This window comes from Pantoea cypripedii, from assembly GCF_002095535.1.
Lineage (GTDB): Bacteria > Pseudomonadota > Gammaproteobacteria > Enterobacterales > Enterobacteriaceae > Pantoea > Pantoea cypripedii.
In genome coordinates, this window is the sequence record NZ_MLJI01000001.1 from 4,028,133 (window position 1) to 4,045,093 (window position 16,961).

The following is a 16,961-nucleotide window of genomic DNA, read 5'->3' on the forward strand; positions in this document are numbered from 1 at the left end:
ATCATGCGGTCAATGCTGTCAATCAGGCCCCAAAAAGTCTACAATATGAGGTAGTAATCTTTTCTTTAACGCATACAGATCTGGAAATTTATGTCAGTTTTGCAGGTATTACATTACCCTGATGACCGTCTTCGCAAAATCGCAGCACCGGTGAAAACCGTTGATGCTGGCGTGCAACGCATCGTCGATGACATGTTTGAAACGATGTACGCTGAAGAAGGCATTGGCCTTGCAGCGACTCAGGTTGATATTCATCAGCGCATTATCGTGATTGATGTGTCGGAAAGCCGCGAAGAGCGCCTGGTGTTGATTAACCCAGAGTTGCTGGAAAAAGGTGGCGAAACCGGCATCGAAGAAGGCTGTCTCTCCATCCCGGAACAACGTGCTTTTGTGCCGCGCGCTGAGTGGGTAAAAGTGCGTGCGCAAGATCGTGACGGTAACACTTTCGAGCTGGAAACTGATGGCTTGCTGGCTATCTGCATTCAGCACGAAATCGACCATCTCGATGGCAAACTCTTTATTGATTATCTGTCCCCGCTGAAACGTCAGCGCATTAAACAGAAACTGGAAAAACTGGCACGCCAGAATGCACGCGCATCCTGAGTGCAAATAGAAGGTTAAACTGTGTCTGCACCGCTAAAAATCATTTTTGCCGGTACCCCTGACTTTGCAGCGCGTCATCTTGACGCGTTGCTTGCTTCTGAGCATCAGGTGGTTGGCGTCTTCACGCAGCCCGATCGCCCGGCTGGCCGTGGCAACAAACTCACACCCAGCCCGGTAAAAGTTCTGGCACAGGCTCATGACGTTCCGGTTTTTCAGCCAAAATCATTAAAACCTGCCGAAAACCAGCATCTGGTCGCTGACCTGCAAGCTGATGTAATGGTAGTGGTGGCTTATGGTCTGATCCTGCCAAAAGCCGTGCTGGATATGCCGCGTCTCGGTTGTATCAATGTTCACGGTTCCCTGCTGCCGCGCTGGCGTGGCGCCGCCCCGATTCAGCGTTCGCTCTGGGCTGGCGATGCCGAAACTGGCGTAACCATTATGCAGATGGATGTAGGTCTGGATACCGGCGACATGCTTTATAAACTCGCCTGCCCGATTACCGAACATGACACCAGTGCCACGCTGTATGACAAATTAGCGCAGCTTGGTCCTGAAGTAATGCTGAAGACGCTGGCGCAACTGGCAAACGGCAGCATACAGCCGGAAAAACAGGACGAAGCGCTGGTCAGCTACGCCGAGAAGCTGAGCAAAGAAGAAGCCCGCCTCGACTGGACGCTTTCTGCCGCACAACTTGAACGCTGTATTCGCGCATTCAATCCCTGGCCGATGAGCTATTTCATGGTGGATGATCAACCCGTGAAAGTCTGGCAAGCCAGCGTGTTACCGCATCAGGCAAAACAGCCTGGTGAAATACTTCATGCCGATAAGCAAGGTATTCAGATTGCGACGGCTGATGGTGTTCTGAATTTGCTTTCGCTACAGCCTGCCGGTAAAAAAGCCATGTCCGCACAGGATTTGCTTAACTCACGCCGTGAATGGTTCACTCCTGGCAGCATTCTGGCCTGATCCCGTAGCCCGGTTAACACCGGGCTTTTTGTTTGATGAATGAATCGCATGAAAAAAACGACAAACCTGCGTAGCCTGGCCGCGCAATTAATTGAACGCGTAGTGGATAAAGGCGAGTCGCTGAGCGCTATTCTGCCTGGTGCGCAAAAAGCGCTGTCCGATAAAGACGCTGCGTTATTGCAGGAACTCTGCTTTGGCGTCATGCGTACTTTGCCGCAGCTTGAAGCGTTAATTGGCAAGCTGATGGAGCGCCCCTTAACCGGTAAGCAGCGCGTACTCCATTATCTGATTATGGTCGGACTGTATCAGTTGCTGTATACCCGCATACCGCCCCATGCTGCGCTGGCGGAAACCGTGGCCGGTGCTGAGGTGCTGAAGCGAGCTAACCTGAAAGGATTACTCAATGGCGTATTGCGCCAGTTCCAGCGTCAGCAGGAAACGCTGGTAGCGGAAGTGGATCAGGGTACGCAGCGCTATTTGCATCCCGGCTGGTTGCTTAAACGGTTGCAAACCGCATGGCCTGAGCAGTGGGAGCAGATTGTTGAAGCGAATAATCAGCGCCCGCCAATGTGGCTACGCGTTAACCGTCAACATCATGCTCGTGACGCCTGGCTGGCACTGCTTGAGCAGGCAGAAAAGAACGCTTTCCCGGGGGATGCCCCTGATGCACTGCGTCTGGAAGCTCCAGCTCCAGTCGGGCAGTTGCCCGGTTTCGATCAGGGCTGGGTAACGGTTCAGGATTTATCCGCACAACGTTGCGCCTTGTTGCTTGAACCCCAAAATGGCGAAACCATTCTCGACCTTTGTGCGGCACCAGGCGGAAAAACCACCCATATCCTTGAAATCGCACCGCAGGCGCAGGTGTTAGCCGTCGATATTGATGAACAACGTCTGGTACGCGTCAGGGAAAACCTGCAACGTCTCGGCATGCAGGCGGACGTGCGCCAGGGAGACGGCCGTACCCCGGCACAATGGTGTGGCAATCAACAATTTGACCGTATTCTGCTGGATGCCCCCTGTTCGGCAACCGGCGTGATCCGTCGCCATCCCGATATCAAATGGCTGCGACGCGATCGGGATATCGCTGAATTGGCCAGCCTGCAACGTGAAATTCTCGCAGCAGTATGGCCACGCCTGAAAAGCGGAGGCACACTGCTTTACGCCACCTGCTCGATCCTGCCGGAAGAAAACCATCAGCAGATCAGCGCATTTCTGGCTGCCCATCCCGATGCGGTAGCTGAGGCATTGCCGCAGGGTCAGGCGAATGGCTGGCAGGTATTTCCCAGCACAGATGGCGGGGATGGTTTCTTCTACGCTAAGTTGATGAAAAAATAATACGGCGCAATCTGACAAGAGCTCATCGCGATGAAAATTATTATCCTCGGTGCCGGACAGGTCGGCGGAACCCTCGCAGAAAACCTGGTAGGTGAAAACAACGACATTACCGTGGTGGATAGCGATCCCACCCGTTTGCGTCAGTTGCAGGACAAATTTGATCTGCGCGTGGTGCATGGTCATGGATCTCATCCACGCATTCTGCGCGAAGCAGGGGCCGAGGATGCCGATATGTTGGTTGCGGTGACCAGCTCGGACGAAACCAATATGATCGCTTGTCAGATCGCTTATTCACTTTTCAATACGCCAAACCGTATTGCCCGCATTCGTGCAGCCGATTATTTGCGCGATGCCGAAAAGCTATTTGTACCCGAAGCGGTGCCAATCGATCATTTGATCTCGCCAGAGCAGTTGGTAATCGACAATATTTATCGTTTGATCCAGTATCCTGGTGCACTGCAGGTGGTGAATTTTGCCGAAGGGAAAGTCAGTCTGGCAGTGGTGAAAGCCTATTATGGTGGGCCACTGGTAGGAAATCCGCTCTCCATTCTGCGCGAACATATGCCGCATATTGATACTCGTGTTGCCGCCATCTTCCGCCAGGATCGCCCGATTCGTCCGCAGGGTTCAACCATCGTTGAAGCAGGTGATGAAGTCTTCTTTATCGCAGCAAGCCAGCATATTCGTGCGGTGATGAGCGAGATGCAGCGTCTGGAAAAACCCTACAAACGCATCATGCTGGTTGGCGGCGGGAATATTGGCTTTGGTCTGGCACAGCGTCTGGAAAAACAATACAGCGTGAAGTTGATCGAGCGGAATCCGCAGCGTGCTGCAGAACTGGCCGAGCAATTGCAAGATACCATTGTCTTCTACGGTGATGCCTCCGATCAGGAGTTGCTGGCTGAAGAACATGTCGATCAAATCGATCTGTTTATTGCTGTTACCAATGACGATGAAGCCAACATCATGTCCGCCATGCTGGCGAAGAAGATGGGGGCGAAAAAGGTCATGGTGCTGATCCAGCGCCGGGCCTATGTTGATCTGGTTCAGGGCAGCGTGATCGATATTGCTATTTCGCCGCAGCAGGCCACCATTTCGGCGCTCCTGGGGCACGTTCGTAAAGCTGACATTGTCGGTGTTTCATCATTGCGTCGCGGTATCGCTGAGGCGATCGAGGCGATCGCCCACGGTGAAGAGACAACTTCACGCGTGGTGGGACGCCTGATTGAAGATATTAAATTGCCGCCTGGTACCATCATCGGTGCCGTAGTGCGTGGTGATGAAGTTATCATCGCCAATGACAACGTTCGCGTCGAACAGGGTGACCATGTGATTATGTTCCTGACCGACAAGAAGTTTGTGCCAGATGTCGAACGTCTATTCCAACCCAGTCCCTTCTTCCTGTAATCGCTGCGGGCAGTTCGTTGCCCGCCGTGATAATCCAACTTAATCCCTTGTTGTAATGGCAAATGTTGAAAGGTTTGTTAAACTTTAGGCATTGGCCAGGACAAGGAGATAACAATGAGTTTTTTCAAAGAGTTTCGTGATTTTGCGATGCGTGGCAACGTGGTTGACCTCGCAGTTGGTGTGATTATCGGTGCCGCTTTCGGTAAAATTGTTTCATCGCTGGTAGCTAATATCATCATGCCACCATTAGGCTTGCTGATCGGCGGGGTCGATTTTAAGCAATTCAAATGGGTACTCAAACCCGCGGAAGGCACAGTAGCACCCGTGGTGATGGAATACGGTGTCTTTATTCAGAGTATTTTTGATTTCGTTATCGTGGCCCTTGCCATTTTTATCGCCATCAAACTCATGAATAAATTGTATAAAAAGAAAGAAGTGGAAAAACCGGATCCAAAACCAACCAACGAAGAGTTGTTACTGACGGAAATTCGTGACCTGCTCAAGCAACAAAATAACAAAATCTGATTCAAGGAACCGCCTGACCAGGCGGTTTTTTTATGATTAAAACCAGAAGGCCAGTGGTAAACAGCTTTGCTTACCACTGGCCTCCCAGCCACCTCGTTTCGCATGTTTGTCTTTGCGACGATAGCTGCCTTTCCCTTTCTGATTCTGCTCTACACGCTGGCGAAAGAGCGGATCGTGTAATAATGCCTCGATAGCGTTGTCTTTGATCTGACCTTTTTGGTGCTGATAACGGCTCATATTTCCTCCGGTTTGTGATTGCGCAACTATAGGCCTTTGCGCCATAAATTCAATCTTTACTACAGCAATTTTCCGGATGGGGTTCTTCCCCCTTCTCCAGGGCTTCCAGGATGGAGCAACAAGCGCTGCTATGTAAATCGCCACAACAGGTTTCTGCCAGTCGTTGCAACGAACGCTGGATAGTTTGCAACTCAGCGATCATTGAGCTGACCTCATCAAGACGCTTCGCCACAATAGCTTTAGATTCCTGACAGGTATGATGTTCCGGATCGATGCGGATCGATAATAATCCACGAATAGAATCGAGGCTAAACCCGAGCTGACGTCCATAACGGATGAAACGCAGACGTTGCAGGTCGTCATCACTATATAAGCGAAAACCCCCTTCGGTCCTGACTTCATGATCCATCATGTTTTGCTTTTCATAAAAACGGATGGTGTCAGGTGTAACATCTGCCATTTTGGCGAGTTGGCCGATACGGTACATGTTATTTCTCCTGCATCAGTCGGTTTTTAATCGCATCGCTATAGTCGCCGCGCAGAAACCCGGTACTCATTCCCGCCTGACGTAATTTGAGCTCCAGTAAACTCAACCGTTTCGATAGTTCATGCGCCTGTTGATCATCAGGATCCAATTCCCGAAGCAGATCCTGGACCTGTAAGGCTTCACGACGCATTTCCAATTCTGGCGGTAAAAATCCGGCATTTTTTAACAGCCGATACCCGGTACGCAGTTCTTCAGGTACACCACTTTCATCATCGAGTTGCAACGGCGCTCCCTCACCAGGCAAATTGGTGAGTTCACCTTTTTCCTGAGCAGCAAGAATGTGCTGTTCGGCAAGCTGGTCAATTAACCACATGAGTCGCTCCTGATCGGGATAACAGCCATCAGCATAGCGGAAGGGAGGGAAATGGGAAGAAACGACAGGCAATAAAAAACCCGCCGAAGCGGGTCTTTTACGTTACTGCAAATTACTCTGCAGCAGCTTCTGCTTGAGCTTCTGGACGATCAACCAGCTCGATGTATGCCATCGGAGCGTTGTCACCAGCACGGAAGCCACACTTCAGAATACGAGTGTAACCACCGGCACGGCTCGCGAAACGCGGGCCCAGCTCATTAAACAGTTTTGCCACGATCTCGTTATCACGAGTGCGGGCGAATGCCAGACGACGATTAGCTACGCTGTCGGTCTTGGCAAGAGTAATCAGCGGCTCAACTACGCGACGCAGCTCTTTGGCTTTCGGCAGAGTCGTCTTAATGATCTCATGACGAACCAGAGAACCAGCCATGTTGCGGAACATAGCCTGACGATGGCTGCTGTTACGGTTCAGTTGACGACCACTCTTACGATGGCGCATGACCTTATCCTTCTCAGTGAAACCTTAACCTGTGATCCGGTTATTCATCAGCGATGCTTGCCGGTGGCCAGTTTTCCAGGCGCATGCCCAGAGACAGACCACGTGAGGCCAGCACGTCTTTAATCTCGGTAAGAGATTTTTTACCCAGGTTAGGCGTTTTGAGCAGCTCAACCTCGGTACGCTGTACCAGATCACCGATGTAGTGGATAGCTTCTGCCTTAAGGCAGTTAGCAGAGCGGACAGTCAATTCCAGATCGTCAACAGGGCGCAGCAGGATCGGATCGAATTCTGGTTTCTCTTCTTTCACTTCCGGCTGACGTACATCACGTAAGTCAACGAAAGCTTCCAGTTGTTCTGCCAGGATGGTTGCCGCACGACGAATCGCCTCTTCAGGATCGATTGTGCCGTTGGTTTCCATTTCGATGACCAGCTTGTCCAGGTCGGTACGCTGTTCAACACGCGCTGCTTCAACATTGTAGGCGATACGGTCTACAGGGCTGTAGCATGCGTCAACTAACAGACGGCCGATTGGGCGCTCATCTTCTTCCGAATGAATTCGGGCAGAAGCCGGCACATAACCACGACCACGCTGAACTTTGATACGCATGCTAATAGATGCGTTTTCATCGGTCAGATGGCAGATCACATGCTGCGGCTTGACGATTTCGACATCACCGTCGTGGGTAATGTCGGCTGCAGTCACAGGGCCAATGCCAGATTTATTCAAGGTCAGAATGACTTCATCTTTACCCTGAACTCTTACCGCCAGCCCTTTCAGGTTAAGCAGGATTTCCAGGATATCTTCCTGTACGCCCTCTTTGGTGGAGTACTCGTGGAGCACGCCATCAATCTCAACCTCGGTCACCGCGCAACCCGGCATGGAAGAAAGCAGAATACGGCGCAGTGCGTTGCCAAGAGTATGGCCAAAGCCACGCTCTAACGGCTCAAGGGTCACCTTGGCGTGCGTCGAACTCACTTGCTCGATATCTACCAGGCGCGGTTTTAGAAACTCTGTCACAGAACCCTGCATTGTGTCCTCTCTTTAGTACTAAGCTTTACTTAGAGTAAAGCTCGACGATCAGGTGTTCGTTAATGTCCGCAGACAGATCAGTACGCTCAGGAATACGCTTGAACACACCTTCCATCTTAGTCGCATCAACTTCCAGCCAGGTTGGCTTTTCACGCTGCTCAGCCAGCTCCAGAGCGGCCTTCACGCGAGATTGCTTTTTGGCTTTCTCACGGATGCTAACGACATCATTCGGAGATACCTGATAAGAAGCGATGTTAACAACGCGGCCGTTCACCAGGATAGATTTGTGGCTAACCAGCTGACGTGACTCTGCACGAGTGGCACCAAAACCCATACGGTAAACTACGTTATCCAGACGACCTTCCAGCAGAGCTAACAGGTTTTCACCGGTGTTGCCTTTCAGACGCGCTGCTTCTTTATAGTAGTTACGGAACTGACGCTCCAGCACGCCGTAGATACGACGAACTTTCTGCTTTTCACGTAACTGACCGCCGTAATCAGACAGACGCGGTTTACGCGCACCATGCTGACCAGGGGCTTGTTCAATTTTGCACTTGGAATCGATCGCGCGAACACCAGACTTAAGGAATAAGTCAGTGCCCTCACGACGGCTCAGCTTGAGCTTAGGACCCAAATATCTTGCCATTTTCTTTCTCCAACTATCCTAAAAACGAGGCGTTATACGCGACGTTTTTTCGGCGGACGACAACCGTTGTGAGGGATCGGAGTCACATCAGTAATATTAGTGATGCGGAAACCAGCGGCGTTCAGAGCACGAATAGTAGATTCGCGACCCGGACCCGGACCCTTAACCATAACTTCCAGGTTCTTAATACCGTAATCTTTCACGGCTTCTGCACAGCGCTCTGCAGCGACCTGAGCAGCAAACGGAGTAGATTTACGTGAACCGCGGAAACCGGAACCACCGGCGGTTGCCCAACCCAGTGCGTTACCCTGACGATCAGTAATGGTAACGATGGTGTTGTTAAAAGAAGCATGGACGTGAGCCACGCCATCTGAGACTTGCTTTCTTACACGCTTACGTGCACGAACTGGTGCCTTTGCCATTATTTACTCACCCCGATTATTTCTTGATCGGTTTACGCGGACCCTTACGGGTACGTGCGTTGGTCTTGGTACGCTGACCGCGCACTGGCAGACCACGACGATGGCGCAAACCACGATAGCAACCAAGGTCCATCAGACGCTTGATGCTCAGGGTGATTTCACGGCGCAGATCACCTTCTACAACGAATTTAGCAACTGCATCACGCAGCTGATCAATTTGTTCTTCAGACAGCTCACTGATCTTAACATTTTCAGCGATGCCCGTTTCAGCACAGATGGCTTTAGAACGGGTTTTGCCGATACCGAAAATCGAAGTTAATGCGATAACGGTGTGTTTTTGATCAGGAATGTTAATGCCTGCTATACGGGCCACTATGCACTCCTATAATTAAATAAATGCGAACCATGCTGAAAAGCCCGTTTTCAGGATACTCAAATGGAAACGCATCGACATACAAAAGATTGGCTGGCTAATCTAGCCAGCTCAACCCGACTTTGCAAGAAAAATATGTGAGAAAATCAGCCCTGGCGCTGTTTATGCTTAGGCTCGGCGCTGCAGATCACACGTACGACACCGTCGCGACGGATGATTTTGCAGTTACGACATAATTTCTTGACGGAAGCACGAACTTTCATTTTTACTCTCCGTAACTTCTCAAGCGCCTGAATTAACGGCCGTAGCCTTTCAGGTTAGCTTTCTTCAATGCAGACTCGTACTGACTCGACATCATCAGAGTTTGCACTTGAGCCATAAAGTCCATGATGACAACCACTACGATGAGCAGTGAAGTACCGCCAAAGTAGAAGGGAACCTTCATGGCATCACGCATGAACTCCGGGATCAGGCAGATAAAAGTAATATACAGTGCGCCGATTAAGGTCAGACGTGTCATTACTTTATCGATATACTTCGCCGTTTGCTCTCCCGGACGAATTCCCGGTACGAATGCACCAGACTTCTTCAGGTTATCTGCTGTTTCACGCGGGTTGAAAACCAACGCCGTGTAGAAGAAACAGAAGAAGATGATTGCAGTCGCATAGAGTAGCACATAAAGCGGCTGTCCTGGCTGCAAATACAGCGAAATTGTTGTCAGCCAGTTCCAACCGGTACCGCCCCCGAACCAGGATGCTATCGTTGCCGGGAACAGGATAATGCTGGAAGCGAAGATTGCCGGGATAACCCCTGCCATGTTCACTTTCAACGGTAAATGTGTGCTCTGTGCAGCATAAACACGACGACCTTGCTGACGCTTAGCGTAGTTCACCACAATACGGCGCTGACCACGTTCCACGAAAACAACGAAGAAGGTCACTGCGAATACGAGAACTGCAACCAACAGCAACAGGAGGAAGTGCAGGTCACCTTGCCGCGCTTGCTCGATGGTATGGCCAATGGCCGGCGGGAGACCCGCAACGATACCAGCAAAGATAATGATCGAAATACCGTTACCGATACCACGCTCAGTAATCTGTTCGCCCAGCCACATCAGGAACATTGTTCCCGTGACCAGACTCACAACAGCGGTAAAGTAGAAGGCAAAGCCTGGATTAATCACCAGACCCTGCATTCCAGGCATATTCGGCAGACCGGTAGCAATACCGATCGACTGGAATACGGCCAAAACCAGCGTGCCATAACGGGTATACTGGCTAATCTTACGACGGCCAGCCTCCCCTTCTTTCTTAATCTCCGCTAACGCCGGATGAACCACCGTCAGCAACTGGATAATAATAGAGGCCGAAATATACGGCATAATACCCAGTGCAAAGATTGAGGCACGACTGAGAGCACCACCAGAGAACATGTTGAACATTTCAATGATGGTGCCACGCTGTTGCTCAAGCAGTTTGGCAAGTACAGTGGCATCGATACCGGGGATCGGAATAAAAGAGCCAATACGGAAGACAATCAGTGCACCGATAACAAACAACAGTCTGCGCTTCAGTTCACCAAAGCCACCTTTGGCACTTTGAAAATCTAATCCCGGTTGCTTTGCCATCTGCTACTTATTCCTCGATTTTACCGCCAGCAGCTTCGATTGCAGCACGAGCACCTTTGGTGACACGCAGACCGCGAACCGTTACCGGTGCAGAAACTTCACCAGACAGAATCACTTTCGCAAATTCAATCTGAACACCGACAATGTTTGCTGCTTTCAGCGTGTTCAGGTCAACGATACCGCCTTCAACTTTCGCCAGGTCAGAGAGACGAATCTCTGCAGTAACCATTGCTTTGCGAGAGGTGAAACCGAATTTCGGCAGACGACGGTACAGAGGCATCTGACCACCCTCGAAACCACGACGTACGCCACCGCCAGAACGAGACTTCTGACCTTTGTGACCACGACCGCCGGTTTTACCGAGGCCAGAACCGATACCACGACCCAAACGCTTAGAAGCGTGTTTAGACCCTTCGGCCGGAGACAGAGTGTTTAAACGCATCTCTTACTCCTCCACTTTCAGCATGTAGGAAATCGCGTTGATCATACCGCGTACAGCTGGCGTGTCTTCACGCTCAACGGTGTGACCAATACGACGCAGACCCAGACCAACCAGAGTGGCTTTATGCTTAGGCAGGCGGCCGATTGAGCTACGGGTTTGTGTAATTTTAATAGTCTTCGCCATGGTGATTACCCCAGAATTTCTTCAACGGATTTACCACGCTTGGCAGCGACCATTTCCGGAGACTTCATATTGCCCAGGCCGTCGATAGTTGCACGAACCACGTTAATCGGGTTGGTGGAACCATAGGCTTTAGCCAGAACGTTATGAACTCCAGCGACTTCCAGAACGGCGCGCATTGCACCACCGGCGATGATACCGGTACCTTCAGAAGCCGGCTGCATGAACACACGAGAACCCGTGTGCGCACCTTTAACCGGGTGCTGCAGGGTGCCGTGAGTCAGCGCGACGTTAATCATATTGCGACGAGCTTTTTCCATCGCTTTCTGGATCGCTGCTGGAACTTCGCGCGCTTTACCGTAACCAAAACCGACGCGACCGTTACCATCGCCTACCACAGTCAGAGCTGTGAAGGAGAAAATACGACCACCTTTAACAGTTTTAGAAACACGGTTTACCGCGATCAGTTTTTCCTGCAGTTCGCCAGCTTGTTTCTCGATGTGTGCCATCTTAGACCTCTACCTTAGAACTGAAGGCCAGCTTCACGAGCAGCATCTGCTAGTGCCTGGACGCGACCATGATATTGGAAACCGGAACGGTCGAAAGAAACATCTTTGATGCCTTTTTCGATTGCGCGCTCAGCCAGAGCTTTACCTACAGCTGCAGCGGCGTCTTTGTTACCGGTATACTTCAGTTGTTCAGCGATAGCTTTTTCTACAGTAGAAGCAGCAACCAGAACTTCGGAACCGTTCGGGGCGATCACCTGTGCGTAAATGTGACGCGGGGTACGATGTACCACCAGGCGAGTAGCACCCAGCTCTTTGAGCTTGCGACGTGCACGGGTCGCACGACGGATACGAGCAGATTTCTTATCCATAGTGTTACCTTACTTCTTCTTAGCCTCTTTGGTACGCACGACTTCGTCGGCGTAACGAACACCCTTGCCTTTGTAAGGCTCAGGACGACGGTAGGCGCGCAGATCAGCTGCAACCTGACCAATCAGCTGCTTATCAGCGCCTTTCAGCACGATCTCAGTCTGAGTTGGGCATTCGGCAGTGATGCCAGCCGGCAGTGCATGGTCAACAGGGTGAGAGAAGCCCAGGGCCAGACTCACAGAGTTGCCTTTTACAGCTGCACGATAACCAACACCGACCAATTGCAGCTTCTTGGTGAAGCCTTCGGTAACACCAATAACCATGCCGTTCAGCAGCGCACGGGCAGTACCTGCCTGTGCCCAACCATCCGCATAACCTTCGCGCGGAGCGAAAGTCAGGGTGTTGTCTGCTTGTTTAACTTCAACAGCTTGGTTGATAGTACGAGTCAGCTCGCCGTTTTTACCTTTGATCGAAACTTCCTGACCGTTGAGTTTTACCTCTACGCCGGCAGGAACAACGACAGGTGCTTTTGCAACACGAGACATGTTTTCCTCCGATTACGCTACGTAGCAGATAATTTCGCCACCAAGACCAGCCTGGCGCGCTGCACGATCAGTCATAACACCTTTAGATGTAGAAATTACAGCGATGCCCAGACCAGCCATTACTTTTGGCAGCTCATCTTTTTTCTTATAGATGCGCAGACCAGGACGGCTAACACGCTGAATGTTTTCTACAACAGCTTTACCCTGGAAATACTTAAGAGTCAGTTCCAGTTCCGGCTTGATGTCGCCTTCGATTTTAAAATCTTGAATATAGCCTTCTTCCTTCAGCACGTTGGCAATTGCCACTTTCAGCTTGGAGGAAGGCATAGAGACCGCAACTTTGTTCGCGGCCTGACCGTTACGGATACGGGTCAGCATATCCGCGATCGGATCTTGCATGCTCATCTGTGTTACTCCCGTGATTCAAATGGTGACAATTACCAGCTTGCCTTTTTCAGACCCGGGATTTCACCGCGCATTGCGGCTTCACGGACCTTGATACGGCTCAACCCAAACTTCCGCAGGAAACCGTGCGGACGACCTGTTTGACGGCAGCGGTTACGCTGACGTGAAGGGCTGGAATCACGCGGCAGACTCTGCAGCTTGAGAACGGCATCCCAACGATCTTCGTCAGAAGCGTTCACATCAGAAATGATCGCTTTCAGTTCAGCGCGTTTTGCGAAGAACTTGTCTGCTAATTTCACACGCTTAACTTCGCGTGCTTTCATAGATTGCTTAGCCATGAAGTAACCCTACCTTACTTGCGGAACGGGAAGTCAAAGGCAGCCAGCAGAGCACGGCCTTCATCATCAGATTTCGCAGTAGTGGTAATGGTAATATCCAAACCACGAACGCGATCGACTTTGTCGTAGTCGATTTCTGGGAAGATGATCTGCTCACGAACGCCCATGCTGTAGTTACCACGACCGTCGAAAGACTTCGCAGACAAGCCACGGAAGTCACGGATACGCGGTACAGCAATAGTGATCAGGCGCTCAAAGAACTCCCACATGCGCTCGCCGCGCAGAGTTACTTTACAGCCGATCGGATAGCCCTGACGGATTTTGAAGCCTGCAACTGATTTGCGTGCTTTGGTGATCAGCGGTTTTTGACCGGAGATTGCTGCCAGGTCTGCTGCTGCGTTATCCAGCAGTTTCTTGTCAGCGATCGCTTCACCAACACCCATGTTCAGGGTGATCTTCTCGACCCGAGGGACTTGCATGACAGAATTGTAGCCGAACTCAGTCATGAGTTTCTGGACTACTTCGTCTTTGTAGTAATCATGCAGTTTCGCCATCGTACTACTCCAAATTACTTGATAGTTTCGCTATTAGACTTGAAGAAACGGACTTTTTTGCCTTCTTCGAATCTAAAGCCTACACGGTCAGCCTTGCCGGTTGCCGCATTGAAGATTGCAACGTTAGAAACCTGAATAGCGGCTTCTTTTTCAACGATGCCACCTGGTTGGTTCAGAGCCGGAACCGGCTTTGAGTGTTTCTTAACCAGGTTGATACCTTCAACGATGACCTTACCAGAAGTCAGGACATTCTTTACTTTACCGCGTTTACCTTTATCTTTACCGGTCAACACGATAACTTCGTCGTTACGACGGATTTTCGCTGCCATTGTTCGCTCCTTAGAGTACTTCTGGTGCCAGAGAGATAATTTTCATGAACTTTTCAGTACGAAGTTCACGAGTTACCGGCCCAAAAATACGCGTTCCGATAGGCTGCTCTGAGTTATTGTTCAAAATAACGCAAGAGTTGCCATCGAAGCGAATGACAGAACCGTCCGGGCGACGAACACCCTTCTTGGTGCGCACCACTACCGCCTTCAGGACATCACCTTTTTTCACCTTACCACGCGGAATTGCTTCCTTGATGGTAACTTTGATGATATCGCCGACGCCTGCGTAGCGACGGTGCGAGCCACCCAGAACCTTGATACACATTACGCGACGTGCACCGGAGTTGTCGGCGACGTTCAGCATAGTCTGTTCTTGGATCATTTTAGTGCTCCGCTAATGTCAACTACTACTTCGGGACCCAAACCTCAGGTCGTTAAAAAGCCCCATAATTGAGGGCGCGGCATTATAACACCGGTTCTCGCAAATGGGTAGAAAAAATGAACGGCTCGCGAGAGCCGTTCATTTTGTTTTTAGAGGAAGCAGATTCTATTACAGAACCGCTTTCTCTACAACGCGAACAAGTGTCCAGGACTTAGTCTTGGACAGCGGACGGCATTCGCGGATTTCAACCACGTCACCGATACCGCATTCATTGTTTTCGTCGTGGATGTGCAGCTTAGTCGTACGTTTAATGAATTTACCGTAGATCGGGTGCTTCACGAAACGCTCGATAGCAACAACTGCAGATTTCTGCATTTTGTCACTAACAACACGACCTTGCAGAGTACGGATTTTATCGGTCATTACGAACCCGCCTTCTCAGTCAGTAAAGTCTTAACGCGTGCAACATCACGGCGCACATTCTTCAGCAGATGGGTCTGCTGCAGTTGGCCGGATGCTGCTTGCATGCGCAGGTTAAACTGCTCACGCAGCAGGTTAAGCAGCTCAGCGTTCAGCTCTTCAACGCTTTTTTCACGCAGCTCAGTTGCTTTCATTACATCACCGTCTTAGTTACAAAGGTGGTTTTGATAGGCAGTTTTGCTGCTGCCAGCTTGAATGCTTCACGGGCCAGCTCTTCCGGTACGCCGTCCATTTCATACAGGACTTTACCAGGCTGGATCAGGGCAACCCAATACTCAACGTTACCCTTACCTTTACCCATACGCACTTCCAGCGGCTTCTCGGTGATCGGTTTGTCCGGGAATACACGGATCCAGATCTTACCTTGACGCTTAACTGCACGGGTCATAGCACGACGTGCTGCTTCGATCTGACGTGCAGTCAGACGACCACGGCCAACAGCTTTCAGACCGAAAGTACCGAAGCTAACATCCGTACCCTGCGCCAGACCGCGGTTACGGCCTTTGTGCACTTTACGGAATTTCGTACGCTTTGGTTGTAACATCAGCGACTCTCCTTACTTACGGCCTTTACGCTGCTGCTTTTTAGGTTGAGCAGCCGGTTCCGGTTGTTCAACAGCAGCCATACCACCCAGGATCTCACCTTTGAAGATCCATACCTTAACGCCGATTACACCATAAGTGGTGTGCGCTTCAGAGGTGTTGTAGTCAATGTCAGCACGCAGAGTGTGCAACGGTACGCGACCTTCGCGGTACCATTCGGTACGTGCGATTTCCGCGCCGCCCAGACGGCCGCTAACTTCAACTTTGATACCCTTCGCGCCCAGACGCATGGCGTTCTGAACTGCACGCTTCATAGCACGGCGGAACATCACACGACGCTCCAGCTGTGAAGTGATGCTGTCAGCTACCAGTTTCGCGTCCAGTTCCGGTTTACGGACTTCAGCGATGTTGATCTGTGCAGGAACGCCAGCGATATTCGCGACGACCGTACGCAGTTTTTCTACGTCTTCACCTTTTTTACCGATAACGATACCCGGGCGAGCAGTGTGAATGGTCACACGGATGCTCTTAGCCGGACGCTCGATAACGATGCGAGATACAGACGCTTTTGCCAGTTCTTTAGTCAGGAACTGACGTACTTTAAAATCGCTGTCCAGGTTGTCAGCGAATTCTTTGGTGTTCGCAAACCAGGTAGAGTTCCATGGTTTTACAATACCCAGGCGAATACCATTAGGATGTACTTTCTGACCCATTGCTAGTCTCCAGAGTCTCAGCGATCGGACACAACCACAGTAATGTGGCTGGTGCGCTTCAGGATGCGATCTGCACGACCTTTTGCACGCGGCATAATGCGCTTCATGCTTGGGCCTTCGTCTACGAAAATTTTCGCAACTTTCAGATCGTCGATATCAGCGCCATCGTTGTGTTCGGCGTTAGCAATGGCAGATTCCAGGACTTTCTTAACCAGTACAGCCGCTTTCTTGTTGGTGTAAGTCAGAATATCCAGAGCCTGCGACACTTTCTTACCGCGAATCAGGTCAGCAACGAGGCGAACCTTCTGAGCAGAAGAACGAGCATGGCGATGTTGAGCAATAGTTTCCATCTCTTCCTCCTACTTATTTCTTCTTGGCTTTCTTATCTGCAGCGTGGCCGCGATAAGTACGTGTCGGTGCAAATTCACCCAGCTTGTGGCCGACCATTTCGTCGGAAACAAAGACAGGAACGTGCTGACGACCATTATGGACAGCGATGGTCAAACCGATCATGTTAGGGAAGATCGTTGAACGACGGGACCAGGTGCGCAGGGGCTTCTTGTCTCCGCTTTCCACCGCTTTCTCTACCTTCTTCAGCAAGTGCAGGTCAATAAAAGGACCTTTCTTGAGAGAACGTGGCATGGCT

The 16,961-nt window shown here is 50.8% G+C and carries 31 protein-coding genes; 5 read left to right on the forward strand and 26 right to left on the reverse strand.

Features of this window, described 5'->3' with window-relative positions; genetic code table 11:
* The first annotated feature begins 90 nt into the window (after nucleotides 1-90).
* The 5 genes from def to mscL all read left to right on the forward strand — a co-directional run bounded on the left by def (nucleotide 91) and on the right by mscL (nucleotide 4,836).
* Nucleotides 91-603, forward strand: a complete 513-nt coding sequence (gene def, locus HA50_RS18760; protein WP_084877293.1) for a peptide deformylase — start codon at nucleotides 91-93, stop codon at nucleotides 601-603.
* A 21-nt stretch (nucleotides 604-624) separates the two neighbouring features.
* Entirely contained in the window at nucleotides 625-1,569 is a 945-nt protein-coding gene (gene fmt, locus HA50_RS18765) for a methionyl-tRNA formyltransferase (RefSeq protein ID WP_084877295.1), read from the forward strand.
* Between the two features lie 48 nt (nucleotides 1,570-1,617).
* The gene (gene rsmB, locus HA50_RS18770) at nucleotides 1,618-2,904 is read left to right on the forward strand and encodes a 16S rRNA (cytosine(967)-C(5))-methyltransferase RsmB (RefSeq protein ID WP_084877298.1); all 1,287 of its coding nucleotides are present in this window, start codon (nucleotides 1,618-1,620) and stop codon (nucleotides 2,902-2,904) included.
* 30 nt (nucleotides 2,905-2,934) lie between these two features.
* Complete coding sequence (gene trkA / locus HA50_RS18775) at nucleotides 2,935-4,311, forward strand: Trk system potassium transporter TrkA (protein ID WP_084877300.1); 1,377 nt, start codon at nucleotides 2,935-2,937, stop codon at nucleotides 4,309-4,311.
* A gap of 114 nt (nucleotides 4,312-4,425) precedes the next feature.
* Entirely contained in the window at nucleotides 4,426-4,836 is a 411-nt protein-coding gene (gene mscL / locus HA50_RS18780; RefSeq protein ID WP_084877303.1) for a large-conductance mechanosensitive channel protein MscL, read from the forward strand.
* Nucleotides 4,837-4,872: 36 nt separating this feature from the next.
* On the opposite strand, the gene HA50_RS18785 is transcribed toward mscL, so the two are convergent.
* The 26 genes from HA50_RS18785 to rpsS all read right to left on the reverse strand — a co-directional run bounded on the left by HA50_RS18785 (nucleotide 4,873) and on the right by rpsS (nucleotide 16,957).
* Nucleotides 4,873-5,073 carry an alternative ribosome-rescue factor A gene (locus HA50_RS18785; RefSeq protein ID WP_084877306.1) on the reverse strand — a complete coding sequence of 67 codons (201 nt, stop codon included), beginning with the start codon at nucleotides 5,071-5,073 and terminating at the stop codon, nucleotides 4,873-4,875.
* Between the two features lie 49 nt (nucleotides 5,074-5,122).
* On the reverse strand, nucleotides 5,123-5,560 hold the full coding sequence (zntR, locus tag HA50_RS18790) for a Zn(2+)-responsive transcriptional regulator (protein ID WP_084877309.1): 438 nt from the start codon (nucleotides 5,558-5,560) through the stop codon (nucleotides 5,123-5,125).
* A gap of 1 nt (nucleotide 5,561) precedes the next feature.
* A complete protein-coding gene (locus HA50_RS18795; protein ID WP_084877312.1) occupies nucleotides 5,562-5,933 on the reverse strand; it encodes a DnaJ family domain-containing protein in 372 nt (123 codons plus the stop codon).
* Nucleotides 5,934-6,045: 112 nt separating this feature from the next.
* On the reverse strand, nucleotides 6,046-6,432 hold the full coding sequence (rplQ, locus tag HA50_RS18800) for a 50S ribosomal protein L17 (protein WP_003850180.1): 387 nt from the start codon (nucleotides 6,430-6,432) through the stop codon (nucleotides 6,046-6,048).
* Nucleotides 6,433-6,472: 40 nt separating this feature from the next.
* The gene (locus HA50_RS18805) at nucleotides 6,473-7,462 is read right to left on the reverse strand and encodes a DNA-directed RNA polymerase subunit alpha (RefSeq protein WP_007891688.1); all 990 of its coding nucleotides are present in this window, start codon (nucleotides 7,460-7,462) and stop codon (nucleotides 6,473-6,475) included.
* A gap of 25 nt (nucleotides 7,463-7,487) precedes the next feature.
* A complete protein-coding gene (rpsD, locus tag HA50_RS18810; RefSeq protein WP_084877316.1) occupies nucleotides 7,488-8,108 on the reverse strand; it encodes a 30S ribosomal protein S4 in 621 nt (206 codons plus the stop codon).
* Nucleotides 8,109-8,140: 32 nt separating this feature from the next.
* Nucleotides 8,141-8,530 (reverse strand): 30S ribosomal protein S11, encoded by a 390-nt coding sequence (gene rpsK, locus HA50_RS18815; RefSeq protein ID WP_004160563.1) that lies wholly within the window; start codon nucleotides 8,528-8,530, stop codon nucleotides 8,141-8,143.
* A 16-nt stretch (nucleotides 8,531-8,546) separates the two neighbouring features.
* Nucleotides 8,547-8,903 (reverse strand): 30S ribosomal protein S13, encoded by a 357-nt coding sequence (gene rpsM, locus HA50_RS18820; protein WP_013510755.1) that lies wholly within the window; start codon nucleotides 8,901-8,903, stop codon nucleotides 8,547-8,549.
* A gap of 146 nt (nucleotides 8,904-9,049) precedes the next feature.
* On the reverse strand, nucleotides 9,050-9,166 hold the full coding sequence (rpmJ, locus tag HA50_RS18825) for a 50S ribosomal protein L36 (protein WP_004160566.1): 117 nt from the start codon (nucleotides 9,164-9,166) through the stop codon (nucleotides 9,050-9,052).
* Between the two features lie 32 nt (nucleotides 9,167-9,198).
* Nucleotides 9,199-10,530, reverse strand: coding sequence for a preprotein translocase subunit SecY (secY, locus tag HA50_RS18830; RefSeq protein ID WP_013510756.1), 1,332 nt, complete (start codon nucleotides 10,528-10,530; stop codon nucleotides 9,199-9,201).
* A 7-nt stretch (nucleotides 10,531-10,537) separates the two neighbouring features.
* Nucleotides 10,538-10,972, reverse strand: a complete 435-nt coding sequence (rplO, locus tag HA50_RS18835) for a 50S ribosomal protein L15 (RefSeq protein ID WP_084877318.1) — start codon at nucleotides 10,970-10,972, stop codon at nucleotides 10,538-10,540.
* A gap of 3 nt (nucleotides 10,973-10,975) precedes the next feature.
* Entirely contained in the window at nucleotides 10,976-11,155 is a 180-nt protein-coding gene (rpmD, locus tag HA50_RS18840) for a 50S ribosomal protein L30 (protein WP_013510758.1), read from the reverse strand.
* 5 nt (nucleotides 11,156-11,160) lie between these two features.
* Nucleotides 11,161-11,661: a 30S ribosomal protein S5 gene (rpsE, locus tag HA50_RS18845; RefSeq protein ID WP_013510759.1), complete on the reverse strand. Its 501-nt coding sequence runs from the start codon at nucleotides 11,659-11,661 to the stop codon at nucleotides 11,161-11,163.
* Nucleotides 11,662-11,675: 14 nt separating this feature from the next.
* Nucleotides 11,676-12,029, reverse strand: a complete 354-nt coding sequence (gene rplR, locus HA50_RS18850; RefSeq protein WP_013510760.1) for a 50S ribosomal protein L18 — start codon at nucleotides 12,027-12,029, stop codon at nucleotides 11,676-11,678.
* Nucleotides 12,030-12,038: 9 nt separating this feature from the next.
* Complete coding sequence (gene rplF / locus HA50_RS18855; protein WP_084877321.1) at nucleotides 12,039-12,572, reverse strand: 50S ribosomal protein L6; 534 nt, start codon at nucleotides 12,570-12,572, stop codon at nucleotides 12,039-12,041.
* A 12-nt stretch (nucleotides 12,573-12,584) separates the two neighbouring features.
* Complete coding sequence (rpsH, locus tag HA50_RS18860) at nucleotides 12,585-12,977, reverse strand: 30S ribosomal protein S8 (RefSeq protein WP_013510762.1); 393 nt, start codon at nucleotides 12,975-12,977, stop codon at nucleotides 12,585-12,587.
* A gap of 32 nt (nucleotides 12,978-13,009) precedes the next feature.
* A complete protein-coding gene (gene rpsN / locus HA50_RS18865) occupies nucleotides 13,010-13,315 on the reverse strand; it encodes a 30S ribosomal protein S14 (RefSeq protein ID WP_006120592.1) in 306 nt (101 codons plus the stop codon).
* 14 nt (nucleotides 13,316-13,329) lie between these two features.
* Nucleotides 13,330-13,869 carry a 50S ribosomal protein L5 gene (gene rplE / locus HA50_RS18870; protein ID WP_013510763.1) on the reverse strand — a complete coding sequence of 180 codons (540 nt, stop codon included), beginning with the start codon at nucleotides 13,867-13,869 and terminating at the stop codon, nucleotides 13,330-13,332.
* 14 nt (nucleotides 13,870-13,883) lie between these two features.
* Complete coding sequence (rplX, locus tag HA50_RS18875; protein ID WP_084877324.1) at nucleotides 13,884-14,198, reverse strand: 50S ribosomal protein L24; 315 nt, start codon at nucleotides 14,196-14,198, stop codon at nucleotides 13,884-13,886.
* A 10-nt stretch (nucleotides 14,199-14,208) separates the two neighbouring features.
* Nucleotides 14,209-14,580: a 50S ribosomal protein L14 gene (gene rplN, locus HA50_RS18880; protein ID WP_013510765.1), complete on the reverse strand. Its 372-nt coding sequence runs from the start codon at nucleotides 14,578-14,580 to the stop codon at nucleotides 14,209-14,211.
* 168 nt (nucleotides 14,581-14,748) lie between these two features.
* On the reverse strand, nucleotides 14,749-15,003 hold the full coding sequence (gene rpsQ, locus HA50_RS18885; RefSeq protein ID WP_013510766.1) for a 30S ribosomal protein S17: 255 nt from the start codon (nucleotides 15,001-15,003) through the stop codon (nucleotides 14,749-14,751).
* The gene (rpmC, locus tag HA50_RS18890) at nucleotides 15,003-15,194 is read right to left on the reverse strand and encodes a 50S ribosomal protein L29 (protein ID WP_013510767.1); all 192 of its coding nucleotides are present in this window, start codon (nucleotides 15,192-15,194) and stop codon (nucleotides 15,003-15,005) included. The genes rpsQ and rpmC overlap by 1 nt, the downstream gene beginning before the upstream one ends.
* On the reverse strand, nucleotides 15,194-15,604 hold the full coding sequence (gene rplP / locus HA50_RS18895; RefSeq protein WP_002438716.1) for a 50S ribosomal protein L16: 411 nt from the start codon (nucleotides 15,602-15,604) through the stop codon (nucleotides 15,194-15,196). The genes rpmC and rplP overlap by 1 nt, the downstream gene beginning before the upstream one ends.
* A gap of 12 nt (nucleotides 15,605-15,616) precedes the next feature.
* A complete protein-coding gene (gene rpsC / locus HA50_RS18900) occupies nucleotides 15,617-16,315 on the reverse strand; it encodes a 30S ribosomal protein S3 (protein ID WP_009087585.1) in 699 nt (232 codons plus the stop codon).
* 17 nt (nucleotides 16,316-16,332) lie between these two features.
* Nucleotides 16,333-16,665 (reverse strand): 50S ribosomal protein L22, encoded by a 333-nt coding sequence (rplV, locus tag HA50_RS18905; protein WP_007891659.1) that lies wholly within the window; start codon nucleotides 16,663-16,665, stop codon nucleotides 16,333-16,335.
* Nucleotides 16,666-16,678: 13 nt separating this feature from the next.
* Nucleotides 16,679-16,957, reverse strand: a complete 279-nt coding sequence (rpsS, locus tag HA50_RS18910; RefSeq protein WP_001138115.1) for a 30S ribosomal protein S19 — start codon at nucleotides 16,955-16,957, stop codon at nucleotides 16,679-16,681.
* Nucleotides 16,958-16,961 lie beyond the last annotated feature (4 nt).

Bases quoted from the DNA above. Each gene is read 5' to 3' on its own strand.
- rpmD (WP_013510758.1), bottom strand. From the start codon at position 11,155: ATGGCGAAGACTATTAAAATTACACAAACCCGTAGCTCAATCGGCCGC.
- rplF (WP_084877321.1), bottom strand. From the start codon at position 12,572: ATGTCTCGTGTTGCAAAAGCACCTGTCGTTGTTCCTGCCGGCGTAGAG.
- rplV (WP_007891659.1), bottom strand. From the start codon at position 16,665: ATGGAAACTATTGCTCAACATCGCCATGCTCGTTCTTCTGCTCAGAAG.
- rpsQ (WP_013510766.1), bottom strand. From the start codon at position 15,003: ATGACCGATAAAATCCGTACTCTGCAAGGTCGTGTTGTTAGTGACAAA.
- rpsE (WP_013510759.1), bottom strand. From the start codon at position 11,661: ATGGCACACATCGAGAAACAAGCTGGCGAACTGCAGGAAAAACTGATC.
- HA50_RS18795 (WP_084877312.1), bottom strand. From the start codon at position 5,933: ATGTGGTTAATTGACCAGCTTGCCGAACAGCACATTCTTGCTGCTCAG.
- rpsH (WP_013510762.1), bottom strand. From the start codon at position 12,977: ATGAGCATGCAAGATCCGATCGCGGATATGCTGACCCGTATCCGTAAC.
- rplP (WP_002438716.1), bottom strand. From the start codon at position 15,604: ATGTTACAACCAAAGCGTACGAAATTCCGTAAAGTGCACAAAGGCCGT.
- rplN (WP_013510765.1), bottom strand. From the start codon at position 14,580: ATGATCCAAGAACAGACTATGCTGAACGTCGCCGACAACTCCGGTGCA.
- rpmJ (WP_004160566.1), bottom strand. From the start codon at position 9,166: ATGAAAGTTCGTGCTTCCGTCAAGAAATTATGTCGTAACTGCAAAATC.
- rpsC (WP_009087585.1), bottom strand. From the start codon at position 16,315: ATGGGTCAGAAAGTACATCCTAATGGTATTCGCCTGGGTATTGTAAAA.
- def (WP_084877293.1), top strand. From the start codon at position 91: ATGTCAGTTTTGCAGGTATTACATTACCCTGATGACCGTCTTCGCAAA.
- mscL (WP_084877303.1), top strand. From the start codon at position 4,426: ATGAGTTTTTTCAAAGAGTTTCGTGATTTTGCGATGCGTGGCAACGTG.
- rplO (WP_084877318.1), bottom strand. From the start codon at position 10,972: ATGCGTTTAAACACTCTGTCTCCGGCCGAAGGGTCTAAACACGCTTCT.
- rplX (WP_084877324.1), bottom strand. From the start codon at position 14,198: ATGGCAGCGAAAATCCGTCGTAACGACGAAGTTATCGTGTTGACCGGT.
- HA50_RS18785 (WP_084877306.1), bottom strand. From the start codon at position 5,073: ATGAGCCGTTATCAGCACCAAAAAGGTCAGATCAAAGACAACGCTATC.
- rpsD (WP_084877316.1), bottom strand. From the start codon at position 8,108: ATGGCAAGATATTTGGGTCCTAAGCTCAAGCTGAGCCGTCGTGAGGGC.
- zntR (WP_084877309.1), bottom strand. From the start codon at position 5,560: ATGTACCGTATCGGCCAACTCGCCAAAATGGCAGATGTTACACCTGAC.
- rpsK (WP_004160563.1), bottom strand. From the start codon at position 8,530: ATGGCAAAGGCACCAGTTCGTGCACGTAAGCGTGTAAGAAAGCAAGTC.
- rsmB (WP_084877298.1), top strand. From the start codon at position 1,618: ATGAAAAAAACGACAAACCTGCGTAGCCTGGCCGCGCAATTAATTGAA.
- rpsN (WP_006120592.1), bottom strand. From the start codon at position 13,315: ATGGCTAAGCAATCTATGAAAGCACGCGAAGTTAAGCGTGTGAAATTA.
- rplE (WP_013510763.1), bottom strand. From the start codon at position 13,869: ATGGCGAAACTGCATGATTACTACAAAGACGAAGTAGTCCAGAAACTC.
- rpsS (WP_001138115.1), bottom strand. From the start codon at position 16,957: ATGCCACGTTCTCTCAAGAAAGGTCCTTTTATTGACCTGCACTTGCTG.
- rpmC (WP_013510767.1), bottom strand. From the start codon at position 15,194: ATGAAAGCAACTGAGCTGCGTGAAAAAAGCGTTGAAGAGCTGAACGCT.
- trkA (WP_084877300.1), top strand. From the start codon at position 2,935: ATGAAAATTATTATCCTCGGTGCCGGACAGGTCGGCGGAACCCTCGCA.
- rplR (WP_013510760.1), bottom strand. From the start codon at position 12,029: ATGGATAAGAAATCTGCTCGTATCCGTCGTGCGACCCGTGCACGTCGC.
- secY (WP_013510756.1), bottom strand. From the start codon at position 10,530: ATGGCAAAGCAACCGGGATTAGATTTTCAAAGTGCCAAAGGTGGCTTT.
- HA50_RS18805 (WP_007891688.1), bottom strand. From the start codon at position 7,462: ATGCAGGGTTCTGTGACAGAGTTTCTAAAACCGCGCCTGGTAGATATC.
- rplQ (WP_003850180.1), bottom strand. From the start codon at position 6,432: ATGCGCCATCGTAAGAGTGGTCGTCAACTGAACCGTAACAGCAGCCAT.